This window comes from Azospirillum sp. HJ39 (assembly GCF_041507355.1).
Classification (GTDB): domain Bacteria; phylum Pseudomonadota; class Alphaproteobacteria; order Azospirillales; family Azospirillaceae; genus Azospirillum; species Azospirillum thiophilum.
Genome location: NZ_CP167902.1, coordinates 135488 through 154250, shown reverse-complemented (window position 1 = coordinate 154250; position 18763 = coordinate 135488). Strand labels below are relative to the sequence as shown.

The 18763-nt window shown below is 64.4% G+C and carries 18 protein-coding genes and 2 pseudogenes; 16 read left to right on the top strand and 4 right to left on the bottom strand.

Features of this window, described 5'->3' with window-relative positions:
- Window positions 1–131 precede the first annotated feature (131 nt).
- The 4 genes and pseudogenes from ABMY26_RS00860 to ABMY26_RS00845 form a co-directional block, all read left to right on the top strand.
- On the top strand, window positions 132–485 hold the full coding sequence (locus ABMY26_RS00860) for a transposase (protein ID WP_372393877.1): 354 nt from the start codon (window positions 132–134) through the stop codon (window positions 483–485).
- A complete protein-coding gene (gene tnpB / locus ABMY26_RS00855) occupies window positions 482–835 on the top strand; it encodes an IS66 family insertion sequence element accessory protein TnpB (protein WP_372393875.1) in 354 nt (117 codons plus the stop codon). The genes ABMY26_RS00860 and tnpB overlap by 4 nt, the downstream gene beginning before the upstream one ends.
- Window positions 836–905: 70 nt before the next feature.
- Complete coding sequence (locus ABMY26_RS00850; RefSeq protein WP_372393873.1) at window positions 906–2480, top strand: IS66 family transposase; 1575 nt, start codon at window positions 906–908, stop codon at window positions 2478–2480.
- Between the two features lie 14 nt (window positions 2481–2494).
- Window positions 2495–2734: pseudogene (locus tag ABMY26_RS00845) on the top strand (transposase); the annotation flags it as partial.
- A 52-nt stretch (window positions 2735–2786) separates the two neighbouring features.
- On the opposite strand, the gene ABMY26_RS00840 reads toward ABMY26_RS00845, so the two are convergent.
- Together ABMY26_RS00840 and ABMY26_RS00835 are read right to left on the bottom strand one after the other, a co-directional pair.
- Window positions 2787–3506: a response regulator transcription factor gene (locus ABMY26_RS00840; protein WP_372393871.1), complete on the bottom strand. Its 720-nt coding sequence runs from the start codon at window positions 3504–3506 to the stop codon at window positions 2787–2789.
- The gene (locus ABMY26_RS00835) at window positions 3499–4938 is read right to left on the bottom strand and encodes a sensor histidine kinase (RefSeq protein WP_372393869.1); all 1440 of its coding nucleotides are present in this window, start codon (window positions 4936–4938) and stop codon (window positions 3499–3501) included. The genes ABMY26_RS00840 and ABMY26_RS00835 overlap by 8 nt, the downstream gene beginning before the upstream one ends.
- A gap of 357 nt (window positions 4939–5295) precedes the next feature.
- On the opposite strand from ABMY26_RS00835, the gene ABMY26_RS00830 reads away from it, so the two are divergent.
- The 3 genes from ABMY26_RS00830 (at window position 5296) to ABMY26_RS00820 (ending at window position 9278) form a co-directional block, all read left to right on the top strand.
- The gene (locus ABMY26_RS00830) at window positions 5296–7209 is read left to right on the top strand and encodes an MAC/perforin domain-containing protein (protein ID WP_372393867.1); all 1914 of its coding nucleotides are present in this window, start codon (window positions 5296–5298) and stop codon (window positions 7207–7209) included.
- A gap of 182 nt (window positions 7210–7391) precedes the next feature.
- Window positions 7392–7604 (top strand): transposase, encoded by a 213-nt coding sequence (locus ABMY26_RS00825; RefSeq protein WP_372393865.1) that lies wholly within the window; start codon window positions 7392–7394, stop codon window positions 7602–7604.
- 117 nt (window positions 7605–7721) lie between these two features.
- Window positions 7722–9278 carry an ISL3 family transposase gene (locus ABMY26_RS00820; protein WP_372393863.1) on the top strand — a complete coding sequence of 519 codons (1557 nt, stop codon included), beginning with the start codon at window positions 7722–7724 and terminating at the stop codon, window positions 9276–9278.
- A 67-nt stretch (window positions 9279–9345) separates the two neighbouring features.
- On the opposite strand, the pseudogene ABMY26_RS00815 reads toward ABMY26_RS00820, so the two are convergent.
- Window positions 9346–9837: pseudogene (locus tag ABMY26_RS00815) on the bottom strand (transposase); the annotation flags it as partial.
- Between ABMY26_RS00815 and ABMY26_RS00810 the strand changes: the two are divergent.
- The gene (locus ABMY26_RS00810) at window positions 9834–10316 is read left to right on the top strand and encodes a hypothetical protein (protein WP_372393994.1); all 483 of its coding nucleotides are present in this window, start codon (window positions 9834–9836) and stop codon (window positions 10314–10316) included. The pseudogene ABMY26_RS00815 and the gene ABMY26_RS00810 sit on opposite strands and share 4 nt — an antisense overlap.
- Here ABMY26_RS00810 and ABMY26_RS00805 read toward each other — a convergent pair.
- Window positions 10272–10523 carry a hypothetical protein gene (locus ABMY26_RS00805; protein WP_372393862.1) on the bottom strand — a complete coding sequence of 84 codons (252 nt, stop codon included), beginning with the start codon at window positions 10521–10523 and terminating at the stop codon, window positions 10272–10274. The genes ABMY26_RS00810 and ABMY26_RS00805 overlap by 45 nt on opposite strands.
- A gap of 42 nt (window positions 10524–10565) precedes the next feature.
- On the opposite strand from ABMY26_RS00805, the gene ABMY26_RS00800 reads away from it, so the two are divergent.
- The 8 genes from ABMY26_RS00800 (at window position 10566) to ABMY26_RS00765 (ending at window position 18752) form a co-directional block, all read left to right on the top strand.
- Window positions 10566–10787 carry a hypothetical protein gene (locus ABMY26_RS00800; RefSeq protein ID WP_372393860.1) on the top strand — a complete coding sequence of 74 codons (222 nt, stop codon included), beginning with the start codon at window positions 10566–10568 and terminating at the stop codon, window positions 10785–10787.
- Window positions 10788–10794: 7 nt separating this feature from the next.
- Entirely contained in the window at window positions 10795–11076 is a 282-nt protein-coding gene (locus tag ABMY26_RS00795) for a hypothetical protein (RefSeq protein WP_372393858.1), read from the top strand.
- 61 nt (window positions 11077–11137) lie between these two features.
- On the top strand, window positions 11138–11359 hold the full coding sequence (locus ABMY26_RS00790) for a hypothetical protein (protein WP_372393856.1): 222 nt from the start codon (window positions 11138–11140) through the stop codon (window positions 11357–11359).
- A gap of 122 nt (window positions 11360–11481) precedes the next feature.
- On the top strand, window positions 11482–12081 hold the full coding sequence (locus ABMY26_RS00785; protein WP_372393854.1) for a hypothetical protein: 600 nt from the start codon (window positions 11482–11484) through the stop codon (window positions 12079–12081).
- Between the two features lie 11 nt (window positions 12082–12092).
- Window positions 12093–12488: a hypothetical protein gene (locus ABMY26_RS00780; RefSeq protein WP_372393852.1), complete on the top strand. Its 396-nt coding sequence runs from the start codon at window positions 12093–12095 to the stop codon at window positions 12486–12488.
- Complete coding sequence (locus ABMY26_RS00775) at window positions 12478–13113, top strand: hypothetical protein (RefSeq protein ID WP_372393850.1); 636 nt, start codon at window positions 12478–12480, stop codon at window positions 13111–13113. The genes ABMY26_RS00780 and ABMY26_RS00775 overlap by 11 nt, the downstream gene beginning before the upstream one ends.
- A gap of 253 nt (window positions 13114–13366) precedes the next feature.
- On the top strand, window positions 13367–14224 hold the full coding sequence (locus tag ABMY26_RS00770; protein WP_372393849.1) for a transporter substrate-binding domain-containing protein: 858 nt from the start codon (window positions 13367–13369) through the stop codon (window positions 14222–14224).
- 217 nt (window positions 14225–14441) lie between these two features.
- The gene (locus tag ABMY26_RS00765) at window positions 14442–18752 is read left to right on the top strand and encodes a strawberry notch-like NTP hydrolase domain-containing protein (protein ID WP_372393847.1); all 4311 of its coding nucleotides are present in this window, start codon (window positions 14442–14444) and stop codon (window positions 18750–18752) included.
- Window positions 18753–18763 lie beyond the last annotated feature (11 nt).

The window sequence follows — 18763 nt, the reverse complement described above, 5'->3', positions numbered from 1 at the left end:
TAAGCGGTGTTCTGGCCCCACCTTCCAGCGGAAACAGGGCGGAGCGAGTCTTCCGGATCGAATGGATGGGAGATCGGTTTGTGTCTGCGCTCAACCTTACGCTTGCCTCTGAGCCCGTGCGGGTGCGCCGGATGGAGGTGATCACCGGCGATGTGGGCCGCCGGACTTGGTCACCGGAGGAGAAGGAACGGATCCTGGCGGAGGCGGCGGTGCCCGGGGCCGTGGTCTCCGAAGTGGCCCGGCGTCACGGATTGCGCCCCCAGCAGGTGTTCGACTGGCGCCGGGAAGCGCGTGCCGCCAACCGCTTCCAGGAAGAGGGGTTGGTGTTTGCGCCGGTGGTGCTGGACACCACGCCGCCCCCAGCCGCAGCGAAGGAACTCCGGGCCATCGAAGTGCAGATCGGCGATGCGGTGGTGCGCGTGCCGGCCGGCATGGACAGCGCCACCGTCAAGGCGGTGCTGCGCGCGGTGAGGGCGTCGCGGTGATCGGCATCGAGGGCGCGGTGCGGGTTCTTGTCGCCGCCAAGCCGGTCGATTTCCGCAAGGGTATGGATGGTTTGGCCGCTCTGGTGCAGCAGCAACTGGGGGCGGATCCCTTCAGCGGGGTCGTCTACGTCTTCCGCTCCAAGCGAGCCGACCGGGTGAAACTCCTGCACTGGGACGGCACCGGATTGGTTCTCATCGCGAAGAGATTGGAGGCCGGCCAGTTCCGCTGGCCAGCGATCCGCGACGGCGTGATCCGGCTGACCCCGGCTCAGCTCTCGGCGCTCGTCGAGGGTCTGGACTGGACCCGGGTGCGGGGCGTGCGGGTGTCTCGGCCGACGTCCGCCAGCTGAGCTGCGACACAGCGACTCGGCCACCGCTTCGGAGGCGAGGACTGCGCAAGCCGCCGCTATACTGGTGGACGTGACGACCGCGCCTGAAACCCTTCCCAGCGATCCTGACGAACTGCGTGCCCTGCTGCTGACCGAACGGGTCCGGCATGCCGCGGAGTTGACGGCGGCCCGTTCCTCGGCCGAGGAGGAGATCGCCCGGCTACGCCAGATCATCCGGGAATTGCAGCGCCATCGCTTCGGCCGCCGGGCCGAGCGCCTTGATCCGGACCAGTTGGCCTTGGCCTTGGAGGACCTGGAGCAGACGCTGGCCGCCAAGGAGGCCGAGCCCACCGGCACCGCGGCGGCCAAGCCGGCCCCTTCGCCGCCACGGCGTCGGGTGAACCGCGGCAACCTGCCGGCCGATCTGCCGCGCGAGGAGATCCTCATCGATGTCGCCGACAAGACCTGCCCGTGTTGCGGCGGCACGCTGCATCCCATCGGCGAGGATGTCTCGCAGCGTCTCGACCTCGTCCCGGCCCGCTTCCGGGTGCTGGTGACCCGTCGGCCGAAATACGCCTGCCGCCAGTGCGAGGAGGGCGTCGTGCAGGCCGCGGCGCCGGCGCGCATCGTGGACGCCGGCATCCCCACCGAGGCGCTGATCGCCCACGTGCTGGTGTCCAAGTACGCCGATCACCTGCCGCTCTACCGCCAAGCCCAAATCTACGCGCGCCAGGGTGTCGATCTCGACCGCTCCAACCTGGCCGGCTGGGTCGGACGGGCGGCGTGGTACCTGCGGCCCCTGCATGAGCGGTTGCTGGCCAGCCTGAAGGCGTCGGGCAAGCTGTTTGCTGACGAGACGACGGCGCCCGTGCTCGACCCCGGACGGGGCAGCACGAAGACCGGCCAGCTCTGGGCCTACGCGCGCGACGATCGCCCCTGGAACGGACCGGAGCCGCCGGCGGTGGCCTACGTCTATGCTCCCGATCGCAAGGCGGAACGCCCCGTGATGCATCTGCAGGGGTTCACCGGCGTGCTCCAGGTCGACGGCTATGCCGGCTATCGCAAGCTGGCCGAAGGCGGAGCCGTACGCCTCGCCTTCTGCTGGGCGCACGTCCGCCGCGGCTTCTATGATCTCCAGACCGGCGGCTCGGCGCCGATCGCCAGCGAAGCCTTGCGGCGCATCTCCCAGCTGTACGCGGTGGAGGCCGAGATCAGCGGCCATGCCCCCGAATCGCGCCGCCGGGAGCGCCAAGCACGATCGACGCCGTTGATTGCGGAACTGAAGGTGTGGCTGGAAAAGCAGCTGGCGACCGTGTCGCGCAAATCGACATTGGCCGAGGCGATCCGTTACGCGCTCAGCCGCTGGGAGGGGTTGACGCTGTTCCTCGACGACGGCCGGGTGGAGATCGACAGCAACAGCGTGGAGCGCAGCATCCGCCCGCTGGCCCTCACGCGCAAAAATGCTCTGTTCGCTGGCAGCGACGGCGGCGGTGAGCACTGGGCGACCATCGCGTCGCTGGTGGAAACCTGCAAGCTCAGCGGTGTCGATCCGCAAGCTTGGTTCGCCGATGTCCTGACCAAACTCGCCAGCGGACATCCGATCACCAGACTCGATGAACTGCTGCCCTGGAGCTATGCCCGGCAGGCCGAAACCGCCGTGGCCTGAAAACACCGCTTACGGTGAAGGACAAAACGCCGACCCTGTTCGACGGCTGGCTGCGTGAGGCGGAGGCCAGTTCCCTGAGGCCGTTCGTCGCCGGCATCCGACGCGACGAGGACGCCGTCCGCGCCGCGCTCACCGAGCCGTGGAGCAGCGGGCAAGTCGAGGGCCACGTCAACCGGCTCAAGGTTATCAAGTGGGATATGTACGGCCGTGCCGGCTTCGATCTCCTACGCAGCCGCACTCTCCATGCAGCGTGAGCGCTGCCTTCACGCAAAGTGCGGGAGAACCAAACTTCATTCGGCCTTTACACTACGCGTCGCCGGTGAAACAGTAGCCAACGCCGTAGACAACGCGGATCGGAACGGCCATGCCGCTGGCCTGCTCCACCTTGCGCCGCAGGCGGCGGACGACCTCGTCGAGGTTGCGATCGTTGAAGCGCATGGACGGTCGTGCCAGTGCGGCGATCAGGTCCGCGCGCGGACGGGGCGTTCCCGGCTTTGCCAGCAGCGCCTCCAGGAACGCGACCTCGGTCCCGGTGAGGGTGATGCGGGCGGCGTTGGGGGCCTGCAGCGTCCAGTCCGCCCGCAACATTCGCCATCCCCCGACGTCCTGTCCGCCGGCGGGGGCCGCTGCCGGTGTCTCCGCCGCTGCCGTGGCTGCTACGGGCAGCCGGCGCAACACGCTGCGGATCGTGGCCTCGATCTCCCGCAAGGTGGCGTGCTTGACGAGGTACGTGTCGGCTCCGCTTTCCAGGCCATCGACCCGGTCGTTGGGGGTGGACAAGCCAGTCAGCATGATCAGCCCGCATCCCACCCCAAAACGCGCGTGGATTTCGCGCGCAAGCGCGAACCCGTGTCCATCCGGCAGTCTCACATCGAGAACGACGACATCCGGCGACATGCGGTCGAGGGCCTGACGGCAGGCGGCCGCACTCTCCGCCCCGATGGTGCGGAAGCCCTTCAGGTTGAGATAATCCACGAGGTCGAAGCGGAGACCATCGTCGTCGTCCACCACCAGGATGTCAGGCATCGGCCGGCTCCGGTGCGTTGTCGCGGCGGTTCAGGGGAAAGGTCGCGATCATCGTCGTTCCTTTGCCATCCGGCCCGTCATCGATGGTTAGATGACCGCCCTGTACAGCGAGAAGCCGACGCACCGCGAAAATCCCCAACCCTATTCCCGCAACTGTACCAACATTTGACGCCCGAAAGAAGCGCTGTCCGACAAATTCGCGTTCCGAGCGTGGAATTCCGATGCCGCGATCATACACGAGAATGTTTGCTTCATCGATTCCACATGACACCGTAACACTCACCGTCGTATCGGCCGGGGAGTACTTCAGGGCGTTCTCGATCAGATTGCGCAGGATCGCCATCGCCATGCCCTGGTCGGCGACGATGCGGACCGATTGGTCGGGCACAGTCACGCGGATGCGGAGGGCGGCACCCGCGTCTTCCAATCCACGCACGACGATGCCGATGACCTCATCCACGGCCAGAGGCTCGGGCCGCAGCCGCGCGTGGTGGTCACGCTCCGTCGCCAGCAGCCGGTCGATCATGCCGATCGTGTGCCTCACCCGATTGCGGATGCCGTCGACCCGGTGGAGGACGGCGCTGTCGCCGAGCATCAGCATCTCGGCCGCGCGGTCGATGCCGGCCAGCGGCGACCGGATTTCGTGGCCGACGATGTGGATAAGCTGCTGCTGCTCCGCCCGCAGCCGCACCTCGGTGGCGAGGGCAGAGGAGAGTTGGCGTTCCAGCCGGAGCCGCCGGTCGATCTCGTCCGACAGGACTTGGTTGCGCGCCCGCAGGTCGTCGTTCAACCGCGCCCCGACCATGACGAGGAAGCACACGAACAGGGTGTTGGCATAGACCACGCTTTCCAGCGCGGACAGAACGTCGAGCGGCGCGTTGGCGTGAATGCTCGGCGGCAGGCCCTGCAAGGCCCACCAGCCCCGCATCAAGGCGAACCCGATGTGCACAACCGTGAGCGCGCCGACGATCCGACGCACCCATCGGTGGGCGCCGCTGCCATTGCTGATCACGGCGATAAGATAGCCGAAGGTGACGACCGTCACGACGGTCGCGGCGGCGATCCTGAGTCCCCGCTCGTCCGGTAGGAAATAGAGGGCCGGCGGCCACACCAGAATCGTGAAGAGCAGGCAGAAGGCCGGCAGCCACAGCCGGCTCGGCCCCCCAAGAAAGATCCCCAACCCGTTGACACCCAGGCCGTGGGACAAATTGACCAGAAGGTTCGCGGTGAAGAGTGCAAACGGCGAGGCCGGAGCCGGCAGGAGGCTTTGAATGGTCAGACCGATGCCGCCGAGTATATAGGCCGCCGCAATGTCCGGAACCCCGTGCAGATGACGGTTCTGAAACCAGACGATTGCCGAGACGGTTGAATTTATGACTGCCAGGGTGAGATAAACAAAAAGTATCGTCTTTGAGTCGAAGGGAACATGCATTGTCCGCTCCCTCACTTTTTCAGGAGAAATCAATTTTTTGGTGTGTCATTAACATAAATGGCAAACTTTGATGGCGTGCGGGTTGATGATTGTGGTTAGAAACCGGAATCTATCGAAATTGGTGAGATGAAGCAATTTTCGAATTGTAATAGTTTTCGAACGGGAAAGATTGTTATCGCGATAATGCGGTCATTCGGATTCCTGGTTCGTCGTGCTTCCGGTTGAGAAAGCAGGTCGAAGCGATCAAGACACGAAATTTGAGAGATTTCGCATGTCGCTACCGATCTCTGTCCTGCAAGCGCCTGTCATGCGGCAATGTAACAATTGAAAACTCCACGTGAAATACAGGAGGGATTTATGAGCTCCGAACCCGCGACGCCGCCTCCGGCCGACCTGATACAAGCCTTCTCGCTCGCTTTCAACATGAAGACTGGTAGCTTCGGTGGAAGTCAGATCTTCGATCTGACGTACAATGAGAACATCACCCAGGCGGTCGGGCCGGTCGGGCTTTCGCAGACCTACTCCGTTCCCGACGGCATCAACATGCTGACGCTCCAGGCCGGCGGGTTCGAGACGTCGAACACCCAGCTCTACACGTCGAAGCAGCAGTTCACCGACGCGTTCAATCTGTCGATCGGCGGCGAATTCTCGTATCTCGGCTTCGAGGCGTCCGCGAATGTCGGCATCAGGTCGGCAAGCGAGATTCTGAGCGACGGCAGCAGCTATATGGCGCTCAACATCGGCGGCCAGACGGTCTACACGGCGGAGTGGGCGGAACAGCCCGCCCCGACCGCCGGGATGAAGGCCGATCTGCTCGCGCTCATGCAGAATGGCAGTGCGGCGAGCTACCAGAGCTTCGTCGCGTTCTTCGAGAAATACGGCACGCATTACCTCAAGCGGGCCGCCTTCGGCGGCTATTACGCGCTCCAGACGACGATCAGCTCCAGCCAGTACCAGAGCTCGACCGAATCGTCGCTGACCGCGAACATCGGCCTCGCCTATTCCGGCGTCGTCGCCAGCGGCAAGCTCAGCGTCGATCTGTCGAGCGAGTCCTCGACGATCGGTGCCGTCTCCTCGGAGGTGACAGCCATGTCGGTCACCACGGTCGGCGGGTCCTTCAATCAGGATCTCCAGACCTTCATGGACAGCATCATCGGCGACCCCGCAGTGCTGGTGGTTCCGTCCGGTCCGCCCGCGCGTTTCGTGCCCCTGTCCGCCCTGGTGCTGATCGCGGGCGGCAGCCAGGCGCTGGCCACAGCGTTCAACAGCGCCCTGGTTCAGTATCTCGGCCTGGGTTCCGGGCAGATGTCCGCCGTGTTCGACGGACCGGTCCATGTCCGACCGAACCAGATCTTCCAGGCCACCTCCGACGGCTTCGTCACGGTGAATCTGCGCCTGAAGTCCACCGCAGCAGCCACCAACAACTGCACCGCGCAAATCTTTACAGATAGCTCGCCGCAACCGACAACGCTGCGAACCGCCGCCGCCGTGCAGGCCACTCTGTCTATGACTCAAAGCACGTGCATGAGCCCAGTGCGCGAGGGCGACTACTACTTTGTACAACTCTCCGCTCCGCAGCAGGTGGCGGCGAAGATCGAGTTTCTTCCCCTGTTGGCGTCGTCCGGACTGTCCCTCGGATCTTGGGCTAATGTTTCTGGTGGCGCTCCTACAACAGCCACAAGTGATTGCATCGCAGTGGCGAATTTCCAAGCGGGAAACCAAAATAGCGGAAACCTATGCCTTTGCAACAATCAAACTAATACCTCGCAAATTGTGGCATCTAGTGCTTTTTTTAACCCAGGTTATACTATTCCATGTTACATTGGTGTCATCGGGTGTGCGCTTCCTGTTCAGAATTCTAATACATTTTCCTGCAACGGAAGGAACGTTATTCAAAGACCCGTCGGCCCCACCAGTCCCGTCTACAGTCTCCCGATCACCCAGAAAAGCAACGCTGCGGTGTTCGGAGCCACCGTCGTATACACACCGGGATTGGCGTTCACCCCCTCAGCCGACGGATTTCTGATCGTGCTATCGTCTGCAAGCTCCGGAACCAGCAATGGGTCGGTGGCCGCGGTTGTATCGTCGGGCGCTGACAACGAAATCATCGGCAACGCATTGGCGGCGCAGATGCCGTCGGTGGGAGGGGTGTACTTCCCCTACGCTTCCTTCTGCGCGCCGGTGCCGCTCGGCAGCGAAATCCGGGTCAACATCAACACGACCGGACCGGGTGGGTCCGTGAACGTGTGGTGGGTGCCCATAGCGACCTGAGCCGCATGGTGTATGCACCGCAACGATCGGCGTCCTGTCCCACTTCGGCGCGGTCGGGACGCCGTTTGTGTTTGGCCGGGCGGCGAACCGGGGACGGCCGGTGGGATGGGGCGCGCAGGCCTTCGGCTAGGGTCTGTTCTCAAAGTTCGTGACGGAAGCGGGTGTGGCCCTGTTAAGGGTCTATGGCACGAGACGAACTGAGCGAGGGGCAGCTTGAACGTCTGCTGACCTTGCTGCCGCCGGAGCGCCCCCGGACCGGGCGCCCGGCGCGGAACTTGCGGCAGACGGTGCTGGCCATCCTGTGGGTGAACCCCACGGGGGCGGCATGGCGCGACCTGCCGGCAGAATTTGGCCCTTGGCAGACGGCAGCCAACCGGTTCTACCGTTGGCTGTGAATCGGCATGGAATAAGGACCCCGTATAGGGGGTGATCGGCATCCAAACGGGGCTCTGTCGCAGTTTTGATGGTGCTGAATTGTTATCAGTTCTGGCTTCATCAGCGGAATCAGCATCATGGCTCAATCGCTTCGCTGCACGGGGTGTGTGCCGCCCGGCTTCGTGGTCATTGAGGCGACGGACGCCGGCCTCGCCATTCAGATCACGGTGCGCTCCACCGCCGCGTTCAGCCCTTGCCCGGTGTGCGGCGGGCACTCGTTTCGGGTGCACAGCCGGTACCAGCGCCTCCTTCTCGACCTGCCGCTCTCGGGGCGTAACGTCCACCTGCACCTCCAGGCGCGGCGCTTCCACTGCGATGTTCCAACCTGTCGGCGCCGGATCTTCGCCGAGCGCTTTGATCCGGATGTTCTGAAGCCATGGGCCCGGAGAACGGCGCGGCTCGACGATCTCGTCCATCATCTCGGTCTCGTCCTCGGTGGACGCCCCGCGGCCCGACTGGGAAGACGCCTGATGGTGCCGATCACCAAGGACACGCCTCTGCGCACCATGCGGCGGCACGGCCGTCCTGCATTCCTGCCGCCCTCGGCCAGCGGGATTGATGACTGGGCATGGCGGCGCAACCAGCGCTACGGAACGCTCATCTGCGACCTCGATCGCCACCGCACGATCGCTCTGCTGCCCAACCGCGAGCCGGCGAGCGCGGAGGAGTGGCTGCTGGATCAGCCGCAGATCGCGATCGTGGCGCGTGACCGCAGTGGCGCCTACGCCCAAGCGGCCTCCAACGCCCTGCCGTATGCCGTCCAGGTCGCTGACCGCTGGCACTTGATGGAGAACGCCAGCCACGCCTTTCTGGATGCCGTGCACAAGTCGATGCGCCAGATCCGCGCCGCCATTGGTGCAGCGACTGTTGATCCCGCCCTACTCACCGCGGCGGAGCGGATTCAGTATGAGGGCTATCTGCGCCGGGAGGAGACCAACGGCGCCATTCTCGCCCTGGCCAAAGAGGGCGTCGCCATCAAGGAGATCGTCCGTCGCACCGGCCTCAGCCGCAAGCTCGTCCGCAAAGTCGTGCGCGGCCAGCGGTCCGACATCTTCCGGATCCGGGAAAGCTCGCTTGACCTGCATCTCCCCTGGCTGGATGCGCAGTGGGCTGCTGGGCAACACAACGCGACCGACCTCTGGCGCCAGTTGAGAAGGAGTGGGTTTCGGGGCAGCCTTCGTGTCGTTGGCGAATGGGCGACGCGCCGCCGGCGCTCAGACCGGGCGCAGGCTGGGGAACATAGCCGCACGCCGGCGGCGCGGACGATCGCGCGCTTGCTCACCATCGGATGGGATGCGCTGACCAAAGCGGAGACGGTGACGGTCGCGGCGATTGAGGGCGGAGTGCCGCTGCTGGTCGAGGCACGTGAAATCGTTGCAGCGTTCCACTCAATGATCCGGAAGAAAAGTGCCGAGGATTTTGAACCCTGGCTGCAGCGGGCCAAGGCCAGCTTGGTGGCGTCCTTCGCCAATGGGGTGGCCAAGGACCGGACTGCCGTCATCGCGGCAATTACTTTGCCGTGGTCCAACGGCCAGACCGAGGGGCAGATCACCAAGCTCAAGCTGGTGAAGCGGCAGATGTATGGCCGCGGCAAACTCGACATCCTTCAGGCGCGCGTCATCGGCCCCGGATGAGATCCACACCATCAAATCTGCGACAGAGCCCCTTTTCCGTGCCGATCCAGGGTCCCTATCGCAAGCCGATTGACATGTACATGGCGGCAGCGCGCTGTCCGCCTCGATCCGAGCCGCAGAATAGCCATGCCCGTCTGCCCAGAGCGATGCCACGCAACGCTCGTTCGGCGGCATTGTTAGTCTGGCAGACCCGGCCGTCGTGCAGGAAACGGGTGAAGCCCTCCCAGCGGGTCAGCAGGTAGTCGATCGCCTTGGCCACCGGCGCGTGCTTCGACATCCCGGCCCGTGCCGTTCGCATCCAGTTTTCCAGTTCCTCGACCCGGGGCTTGGAGAGCTCTGTGCGCACCGCCAGACGGTCGGTCGCCGAGCGCCCGAGGGCCTCGCGCTCGATGCCAAACAGCGGATCGATGCGCCGCACCGCCTCCAGCGCCAAGGGCGAGATCGGCGGCGCCCCCTTGCCGCGCCAAGAGATCGCGGCGATGTCGGCCAGCTTGAAGAAGCCGCGCCGCGCATGCGCCCAGCACAGCACGTCGCGGATCGGCCCCGGCTGCCCGGCTGCCCGGCTGGCGGTACCGCCGCAGCACCCCGGACCTGCATGTTCTGTTCGGGTATCTCCAGGTCGGGGAGGTTCTGGCCCTGGGCCCGGATAGCGCCGCGCTGCGCGCCGGCCGGCCAGAGCTGGCCGAGCATCCGCACTTCAACGGTCGCTGGGCCGAGGGGAACACCGTCTATGTCGCCTCCGACCGGCTGGTGATCGACGGACAGGACCTCGGCGTGCCGCGGTGGCGGCGTCTTCCCGCGCTTCCACCACAATCTTCGGCTCACCAAGCCCGGCAGCACCCGGACCGTCTGGTCATTGCCGGGCTGGTTCCTACCGAAAGCCGGGCCGGCGCTGAGCTACCACATGGACGCCGCACGCTGGGAGTGGGTGGCGACCGTTGCCAACTACGCACGGTGGCGAAGGGGCAGGAATTCGTGGCCACAGGTCTGCCGTTATACAGTGCTGCCGGGTGGCTGCGTGATATTTTTGATTTGTAGCTCTGCGCTGTATTCATCGGCCATTGCCAGTTCGAGCGCCTTTCCCCGATCCGCTTTCGGAAGCAGGTCGAAAGCAATCAGTAGCCGGATGATCGGTGCTCGTTCCCTGGTGAGGTTCGGCAGTGGCGCCCAGACTGCCGCCCGTCGTTCGATGGGGACAAGAGCGGCAACCCGAAGCAGTGTTTCAACCGCGGCATCAATCCGCATTTCCCCTTTGGACCATCGGTTAACCGTCGATGAGTCCCTGCCATGCACAAGCGCGTCACGCAATGCCGTCAAGGAGCCCAGCCCCAACGACATCACGCGACGGACGAATGGCGTTTCTTCGGCTTTTCTACCCATGTCGGCAAGCTACCACCAACACCCCTGATTGGTCAATTTTTGCAGCGCGACGCTATTATTTACTGGTATGTTTTGGCGCGTGACGCTATAAATTTTGTTATTAGCAGCGCTTCGCTGCTGCCGCCATAGGGAGACGATGATGAAATCCTCCTCTGCTCAGGATGCCCGCCCCACAATGCAGGCCATCAAGGCCGACCTGCTGACTGCCGGACGCGTGGTCTGGCTCGAAGGCTTTCGGTTCAGCTGCGTCGGCGTCCGCTCGGATCCGATCGGTAACGGCACCGTGGGGGAGCCGCGTCCCCGCATCCTGGCCGACTTGGTGTGGAGCGGCGAAGGCCATGATCCCGGCCCCGGTTACCACACGATAACGTCCGGTCGCGACACGGACCATTGCTGGACCGTCGAAGTGCTTCACTGAGCCTGTTCCTGCGCCACACCGATGTCGCATGACGTCGAGGACAACCCAACGAGGACGAGTCATGGCCGCCTTTCACATCGCAGTCGGCTCCAGCTTCGTCTACCAGGGCTTCAACATCACCCGCGTTTCCCAGCGCAAGCTTGAAGCCCATCCGGGCGGCCGGTGGATCGGGTCGGTATCCACGCTGAAACAGTACGAAGAACTGCTGCGCGTATGCCGCGCCCATCGCGACGAGTTGCAGGCTGCATCGGATCTGATCACCCGCCGACGGACTGCTGCCTGATTTTGCCGCTCCGGTCACTCCACCCGCCCGGAGCGATGCGGGCCGGTTCCCCGAGCTGCTGCACCGGTACGCGGCAGTTCCGGCAACCGGATCGCCAGGATCCACTCATTTTGGAGCTCGCCATGTCCGCCCAGGTCGTCCTTCTCCCATCGTCCACTCACAACGTTCTACAGCTGGTCCAGCCGCAGCCGCAGCCTCAACGCGGCCCATCCTTCACCACCAAGAAGGGCGACAAGTTTGACCCGGATCGGGATCTTCGGGACATCGCCAAACTGGTCCGTCAGGATATCAACTCCGCGGTGGATGCCGGTCTGCTGCCCAGCGGAACCAAATGCAGCGTGCGGATCGAGCGTTACAGCATGGGACAGACGCTGCATGTCAGAGTAACGGAGTGCCCCATCATGGTGGTGAACCCCATCTATGTCCGGTGGCACCGCGACAACCCGCATGCCTGTATGATCGAAGCGCCGCCCAGTGCCCGCGACCGGTTCAGCCCGGAGGGCCGGCTTGCGCTCTCCACGCTGGAGCACATCGTCGAATCCTATAATCGGCGCGTTACCAGCGATCAGCCGGACGACTACAGCAGCGTCCGCTTTCATACGGACATCGCATTCGCAATCGATCTCCGTGACGAACAAACCAAGACGATCCTTGCTCTCCAGCCGAAAATGAACCTGCGGAATTCTTGGAAGCCGGCTGTCAACACCGCCGCCGAGTTCTGAAGGAGACCACTATGACGGACATCTCCGTTCTCGACACGCTCCGCATCGAGAATCAGGCCACCCCCGCCAGCATGGCCTATCACGCGGCACGGCAGCCCGGGCCGAACAGCGGTCTCACCGCCGTCACCAGCATCTACACCAAGCAGACCGCCGTCGCTCTTGATGGCCGGCCGATCGGCCGGATCCACGCGCTCACCGACGTCGTGTCCGATGGTAATGTCTACCGAGCTGAATCCTACCGGGTTCCCGGGTTCTGGTGCGGGAGGTCGTTGTGGAACGGCGACGGGCCGGACGGCTACTTCCTCGACCCGCTGGCGGCTCTTTCTGCATTGATCGACGACCACTTCGGCGAGGTGCTGGCGCACGAGTGCCCCGGAAGAAAGCGGGGAGCGCCCGATGACAAATAGCTATGACCGAACCGTGGCCGACAACATGGCCGACATGGGCTCAAGCCTTTCCGATTGGCAGGCAGTGCCCATCACCAGCGTCAGCGACGATGGCCCGTCCTTCAACATGCCGGAGGGCTTCTCCCAAGCGCCCAGCCTCTTCGGCGGCCAAGCCGACTGCTGCGAGCTCTGCGGGCACCACATCAAGAATGTCTTCTGGATCCAGAACGATAAGAGGCGCTGGATCCTCCCAGTCGGTTCGGAATGTGTCTGCCACTTCCAGGAAGCATCGGGCGAAGATATGGCGAAGGCGGTCAACTGGCAGCAGAACCGGGACCTTCTCCGCCGAGCCATCGCTGCGCGAGCCGGCCTCTGGAAGCAGTTCGCCCGCAAGCTGCACCTCGGCTACGGACGGACGGAGACCCGCATTCCGTGTTTCGGCCTGGGCGATGGAGGGAAAGCCTACGATCTCCATCGGACGCTGACCGACAGGATCGGGCCAAGAATGAGCGCCGACAAGACGTGGAACATGGAGCCGTCGGGTTATGCCGTGATCACGAAGTGGGTGAAGCGGAACCCCGATATCCTGCCGCTGATCGAGCAGGCGGAGGCGATGATCACCGCTGCTTTGGGTATTGCCGCATGATCCCGCAGAACCGCCAAGAGGCCCTTTATAACCGAATGAACGGTCCAGCACCTGACCGATACCGGGCTCAAGCGGAGTGGTGGCGGCTACACACCCAGACAAGCGCCAACCCATCGGAAGCTCTTCGATTCGCTCGAAGTCAGGACCGCCTCGCTGCCGATATGGAATCCAGACCCGGCCACTACAGATGCAAGCCACCCGACTTCACCGATTGGGAATGGTCCGCCCTGAAACCCCAAGGGGCCGCGTAACCATGAAGAACAGCCCTCTCAAGTTCATCATCGTAACCATCGCCACACTCACCACCCCGATAGACGCTGGTGCCGCCGACCGGCTCCGGATCGCCACGGAAGGCGCCTTCCCTCCCTGGAACGCTATGACGCCGGCTGGAGAGTTGGTTGGCTTCGAAGTCGATCTGGCCCGCGACCTCTGCCGCCGGATGGAAGCTGATTGCGAGATTGTCGCCCAGGCGTGGGACGGAATCCTGCCCGGCCTCCAGCAGGGCCGATACGACGCCATCATGGCCGGTATGGCGATCACCGATGCCCGCGTCACCAAGGTCGACTTCGCCGGTCCCTACGCGACCGAACCGACGGTACTGGCCACCCGCGCCGAGTCACCGCTGCGGGATCTCAGCTTCCAGGTCGACCCGGTCGACCTGGACAACGCCGGCCCTGCGACAGAAGCAGCGCTCGCGGCCTTCGCGCGCGGTCTTGCCGGGATGACGGTCGGCGTCCAGGTTTCAACGATTCAGGCCGCGTTCGTGGAACGCCACCTTCCCGGCATCCGTGTCCGCGAATACGGTAAGCTCGACGAGGCCGCGCTCGATCTCGCTGCCGACCGGCTGGATGCCGTCCTCGGTTCCCGCTCCGCTGTCAATGCCTTGCGGTCCGCCGATGCTCCGCTTGTTCTGGTCGGACTCAGCTTCACGCGTGGCGTGTTGGGACGTGGCGTCGGTGTCGCTGTTCGAAAGGGCGATGTCGCTCGCAAAACCGCATTCGACGATGCCATTGCTGCCGCCCAGAGAGACGGAACAGTCCAGACCCTGAGCATCCGCTGGTTCGGCTTTGACGTCTCGATTCATCCCCACGCCTCGATTCATCCCCATTGAAGTCCTTGCCCGGCGGAAGCACCGGATCCTGTGAATTGATGCATCTGGCGTAGTAGTAATAATTTTAAAAGCAGCGAAAATAGCAATTTCTTCCCTGTTCTCGTTGCTCCGTCATTAGCCGCCCCATAATATTCGACGTCTCCTGCTTTTTATCCCAGATCCGCTTCGAGATTTTCGAGCGCGGACGCACTCCCCCTTTGTCATCGAGAACGGCCGAATGTCGGACATCATCGCACGCCCCGCCCCGCTGCCGGCACTCACCGAACGTCTCGGCGCCGGGAACAGCATCTCGTCCCAGGCCCTGTTCTCTGCGGCCGATCAGTGGTTCGGCGGGTCGCAGGGAGCCGGGACATACACCGCCGCGGATGCCTACGACATCGCCGAAATGACGCTGCACAGGCTGATCCTGGACCGACGGATATCGCTGGCGCCGACGGTCGGGCTGCTGTCCGCCCAGCTCCGGGCCGAAGACCTGGAATCTCTGGGTGCGCTGCTGCCAACGCGATCGAGGCGGGACGAGGAGGTGGCGGCATTCGACCAGTTCAGCACCCCGCCGGCAGTCGCCTTCCTGGCTGCGTGGCTTGCCGATCTGAAGCCGGCTGACCTGGTGCTGGAGCCGTCGGGGGGAACCGGTGCCCTTGCCGTGCAGGCGGCAAACGCCGGCGCCGCAGTGGTCTGCGTCGAGTTGTCGGAGCGCCGGGCGGCCATCCTCGAGGGGCTCGGCTTCCGGACGATCCGGGAGAACGCCGACCATCTGCATTCGATCCTTCCGAAGGACGTGCTGCCGACCGCCGTCCTGATGAACCCGCCCTTCACCGCAACCGCCGGCCGGCTGGGCGATATCGCTGATCCCATGACCGCGGCGCGCCATACCGAACAGGCGCTGAAGCGGCTGGTGAAGGGCGGCCGTCTCGTCGCCATCCTGCCGCCGGGGATGGGCTTCGGCGCCGCCCGCTACCGGGATTGGTGGCGATCGATCATCCAGACTTACACCGTCAAGGCGAACCTCCTCCTGGAGGGGGCCGCGTTCCGCAAGGCCGGCACCTCGATCGCTGTTCGGATCGTGGTGATCGACAAGACCGGCCCAACTTCGAGCGGTCAGCGGCCGCTCGGCGGAGAGTTCGACAGCGTCGCCAGCATCATGGCGGTGCTTGAAGGTGTACGGCTCAACCGCCCCACCCCGTCGCAGGCTCCACGGCCGGTCCTGGCCCGACCTGCACCGCGTCCTGCGGCAGCTCCCGGCTGTGCCGGCACGCCCACCACGCCGCAAGCCGCAGTAGCGGGCGCGGTAGCGTCGACGGAACCCGGAGCAGAAGCGGCGAACGCGCCGGCGGAACCTGACACGGTCGCTCCGGCGACGACCGCCGCGACGGTCACCGTGGGCCAGACCAAGGCCCGCGACCGCTTTGACGCTCCGATCCAGGATGTGAAGTACGAGCCCTATGAGCCGCAACGTCTCAAGCTTGATGGCGCCAAGCCTCACCCGTCCAAGCTGGTCGAGTCTGCGGCCATGGCCGCGGTGCTGCCGCCGGAGCCGACCTACAGCCCCCATTTCCCTGAAAACGTTATCCTGGACGGTAAGCTGTCCTTCGCCCAGGTCGAGGCGGTGGTCTACGCCGGGCAGGCACACCGGGAACTTCTACCGGCACGCGCTGAAGAGCCCGCCTTCCGCGCCGGCTTCGCGATCGGCGACGGAACAGGTGTCGGCAAGGGACGTGAATGCGCCGGCATCATCTTCGACAACTGGTGCCAGGGCCGCATCAAGGCGCTGTGGATCACGAAGAATGACTCCACGCTCTTGGATGCTGCGCGGCGCGACTGGGGTGACCTCGGCGGCAATCCGTCCGACATCTTTCCCATGTCCAAGATCCCGGCCGGCGAGCCGATCAAGGCGACGAAGGGAATCATGCTGGTGTCGACCGGCACCCTGCGCAGCAAGCCGCGGGACAAGATCAGCCGGCTCCAGCAGATCCTGAATTGGCTCGGCACCGGCTTCGACGGCGTCATCATTTCCGACGAACACCATGCGGCCGCCAACGCTGTCGAGACCGACGGCGCCCGCGGCAAGGCGAAGGCCAGCCAGACCGGCCTAGCGTCGGTCGACCTGCAGAAGGCCCTTCCCAACGCCCGGGTGGTCTACGTCAGCGCTACGCTCGCCGACAAGGTCGAGAACCTGTCGAGCTGCGATCGGCTCGGGCTCTGGGGACATGGCACACCGTTCGCCGGCAAGCACCAGTTCATCGACGAGATCAAGGCCGGCGGCATCGCCGCCATGGAGATCGTCACGCGCGACGTGAAGGCGCTGGGCCGGTATGTCGCCCGCTCACTCTCTTACGAAGATGTCCGGTACCGGCGGCTGGTCCATGAACTGACGCCGGCGCAGGTCGAGCTCTACGACGCCATGGCCGAGGCCTGGCAGCTGGTGCTGGCCAACGTCCACAAGGTGATGGAAATCATCGGCACCAGTGGAGACGCTCAGGCCAAATCCAAGACGATGTCGGCCTTTTGGGGGAGCCACCAGCGCTTCTTCAATCAGGTGCTGACGGCGATGATGATGCCGACCATCCTCAAGGAGATGGAGGCGGACCTCGCCGCCGGCCGGTCGCCGCTGCTCTACTTCGTCAACACCAATGAGGCGGCAATGGACCGCGCTCTGTCGCGAGAGGGAGCCGCTGAGAACCTCGAAGACCTCGACATGTCGCCGCGGGAGTCGCTGCTCCAATATCTGGAGATGTGCTTCCCGACGAAGCAGCACGAGGCCTATATGGATGAGGCCGGAAACTTCCGCATGCGGGTGGCGCTGGACGAGAGCGGCCGGCCGATCATCAATGCCGAAGCCGACGAGATCCGGGAAGAACTCATCCTTCAGGTCGCGTCGCTGCGCGTGCCCAACGGACCACTGGAGCAGCTCCTCGACCACTTCGGTGTCGACAAGGTCGCCGAACTGACCGGCCGCTCCCGGCGCGTGGTCAAGAAGCCGGACGGCTTCGGCGCCATGAAAGCGCAGATCGAGACCCGCACCCGATCCAGCATGATGGCGGACCTTCAGGCATTCCACGACGACACCAAGCCCATTGCCGCCTACAGCAACGCCGGCAACACAGGTATCGACCTGCATGCCAGTCGCAAGTTCCGGAACCAGCGCCAGCGGGTGCTCTACATCGCCCAGGCCGGCTGGTCGGCGAAGGAAGCGACGCAGGCCTGCGGCCGGCCGCACAGGAGCGATCAGGTGTCAGCGCCGGAGATCGTGCTGTGCGCCACCAGCCTGAAGGGCCATAAGCGCTTCATGTCCTCTATCGCTCGCCGGCTCGGCAGCCTGGGCGCCTTGACCAAGGGACAGCGCAATACCGGGGAGCAGGGCCTGTTCACCACCCGGGACGACCTGGAAGGCGAATACGGCTCCGCCGCCCTCTTCCAGCTGATCATGGACCTCTACGACGGCAAGGAGGTCGCCGGCCTTTCGATCTTCGAGTTCGAGCGCCAGCTCGGCCTGCGGCTGCTGAATGACGAAGGCGACCTGCTCAAGGACAAGCTGCCGCCGGTGAAGCAGTTCCTGAACCGGCTGCTGAGCATGAACGTCGAGCCGATGAACCGGCTTTTCGACGAGTTCGCCAGCCGGCTGGAACAGGCCGTGGAGTTGGCCGCCGACGCAGGGACGCTCAACGTCGGCATGGAAACCGTCATCGCCGACAGCATCGAGATGGTCAGCCCGCCGCGCGTGGTCTACCGGGAGCCGCGGACCGGCGCCGAGACCACCTACACGGAGCTGAAGGTCTGGCGGCGGAACAACGGCGTCGACTTCGATGCCCTGCTTGAGAAGCACGACGACATCCTGCAGTTCATCAACAACAAGCAGAACGGGCGCATCTACGCCCAGCGGCCGGCGCACAACCGGACCGACGCCGACGGCAAGGTGATCGGCCAGTACCGGCTGGTGGGGCCGTTCGGAACCCACTATATCGACGCCCCATCCATCGACGGCGTCATCTCCCACTATCGCATGGTCGACGAGGAAAAGGCAAAATCGCTGTGGCAGGCGGAGATCGGTCACGCGGAGCCGTTCACCGTCGAGGCCATGCACGTCATCAGCGGCGTGCTGCTGCCGATCTGGGACAAGCTGGCAGGCGCCGGCGAACCGCGGGTCTACCGGCTCCAGACCGATGACGGACAGCGCATCCTCGGTCGCGTCATCCCTGCACTCATGATCCGGCAGGTGCTCCAGCGCCTGGGAGCCTCCTATGGGAAGGCCTGGAGCGCGAAGGAGACCATCGCCGCGGTGCTGGCCGGCCACCGCCTGCAACTCGCCAACGGCTGGACCCTGTTCAGCACAAAGGTCAACGGGGAGCAGCGCATCGAGCTAACCGGCCCGAAGTTTTCCCAGTACAGCGCCGACCTCAAGAAGATCGGCGTCTTGTACGAGTACATCCGTTCGGCAACACGATTCTTTGTGCCGCACGGCGGACCGGCCGTGATGGACAAGCTGATCCAGTTCCGGCCGGTTGTGGATGGAGGCGTCGGCAGTCGCTGACGCCCGGTAGC

Coding starts and splice junctions, on each gene's coding strand:
- ABMY26_RS00775 (WP_372393850.1), top strand. CDS start 12,478: ATGACAAATAGCTATGACCGAACCGTGGCCGACAACATGGCCGACATG.
- ABMY26_RS00795 (WP_372393858.1), top strand. CDS start 10,795: ATGATGAAATCCTCCTCTGCTCAGGATGCCCGCCCCACAATGCAGGCC.
- ABMY26_RS00800 (WP_372393860.1), top strand. CDS start 10,566: ATGCACAAGCGCGTCACGCAATGCCGTCAAGGAGCCCAGCCCCAACGA.
- ABMY26_RS00860 (WP_372393877.1), top strand. CDS start 132: ATGGAGGTGATCACCGGCGATGTGGGCCGCCGGACTTGGTCACCGGAG.
- ABMY26_RS00820 (WP_372393863.1), top strand. CDS start 7,722: ATGGCTCAATCGCTTCGCTGCACGGGGTGTGTGCCGCCCGGCTTCGTG.
- ABMY26_RS00840 (WP_372393871.1), bottom strand. CDS start 3,506: ATGCCTGACATCCTGGTGGTGGACGACGACGATGGTCTCCGCTTCGAC.
- ABMY26_RS00790 (WP_372393856.1), top strand. CDS start 11,138: ATGGCCGCCTTTCACATCGCAGTCGGCTCCAGCTTCGTCTACCAGGGC.
- ABMY26_RS00770 (WP_372393849.1), top strand. CDS start 13,367: ATGAAGAACAGCCCTCTCAAGTTCATCATCGTAACCATCGCCACACTC.
- ABMY26_RS00780 (WP_372393852.1), top strand. CDS start 12,093: ATGACGGACATCTCCGTTCTCGACACGCTCCGCATCGAGAATCAGGCC.
- ABMY26_RS00825 (WP_372393865.1), top strand. CDS start 7,392: ATGGCACGAGACGAACTGAGCGAGGGGCAGCTTGAACGTCTGCTGACC.
- ABMY26_RS00830 (WP_372393867.1), top strand. CDS start 5,296: ATGAGCTCCGAACCCGCGACGCCGCCTCCGGCCGACCTGATACAAGCC.
- ABMY26_RS00765 (WP_372393847.1), top strand. CDS start 14,442: ATGTCGGACATCATCGCACGCCCCGCCCCGCTGCCGGCACTCACCGAA.
- ABMY26_RS00835 (WP_372393869.1), bottom strand. CDS start 4,938: ATGCATGTTCCCTTCGACTCAAAGACGATACTTTTTGTTTATCTCACC.
- ABMY26_RS00785 (WP_372393854.1), top strand. CDS start 11,482: ATGTCCGCCCAGGTCGTCCTTCTCCCATCGTCCACTCACAACGTTCTA.
- ABMY26_RS00805 (WP_372393862.1), bottom strand. CDS start 10,523: ATGCGGATTGATGCCGCGGTTGAAACACTGCTTCGGGTTGCCGCTCTT.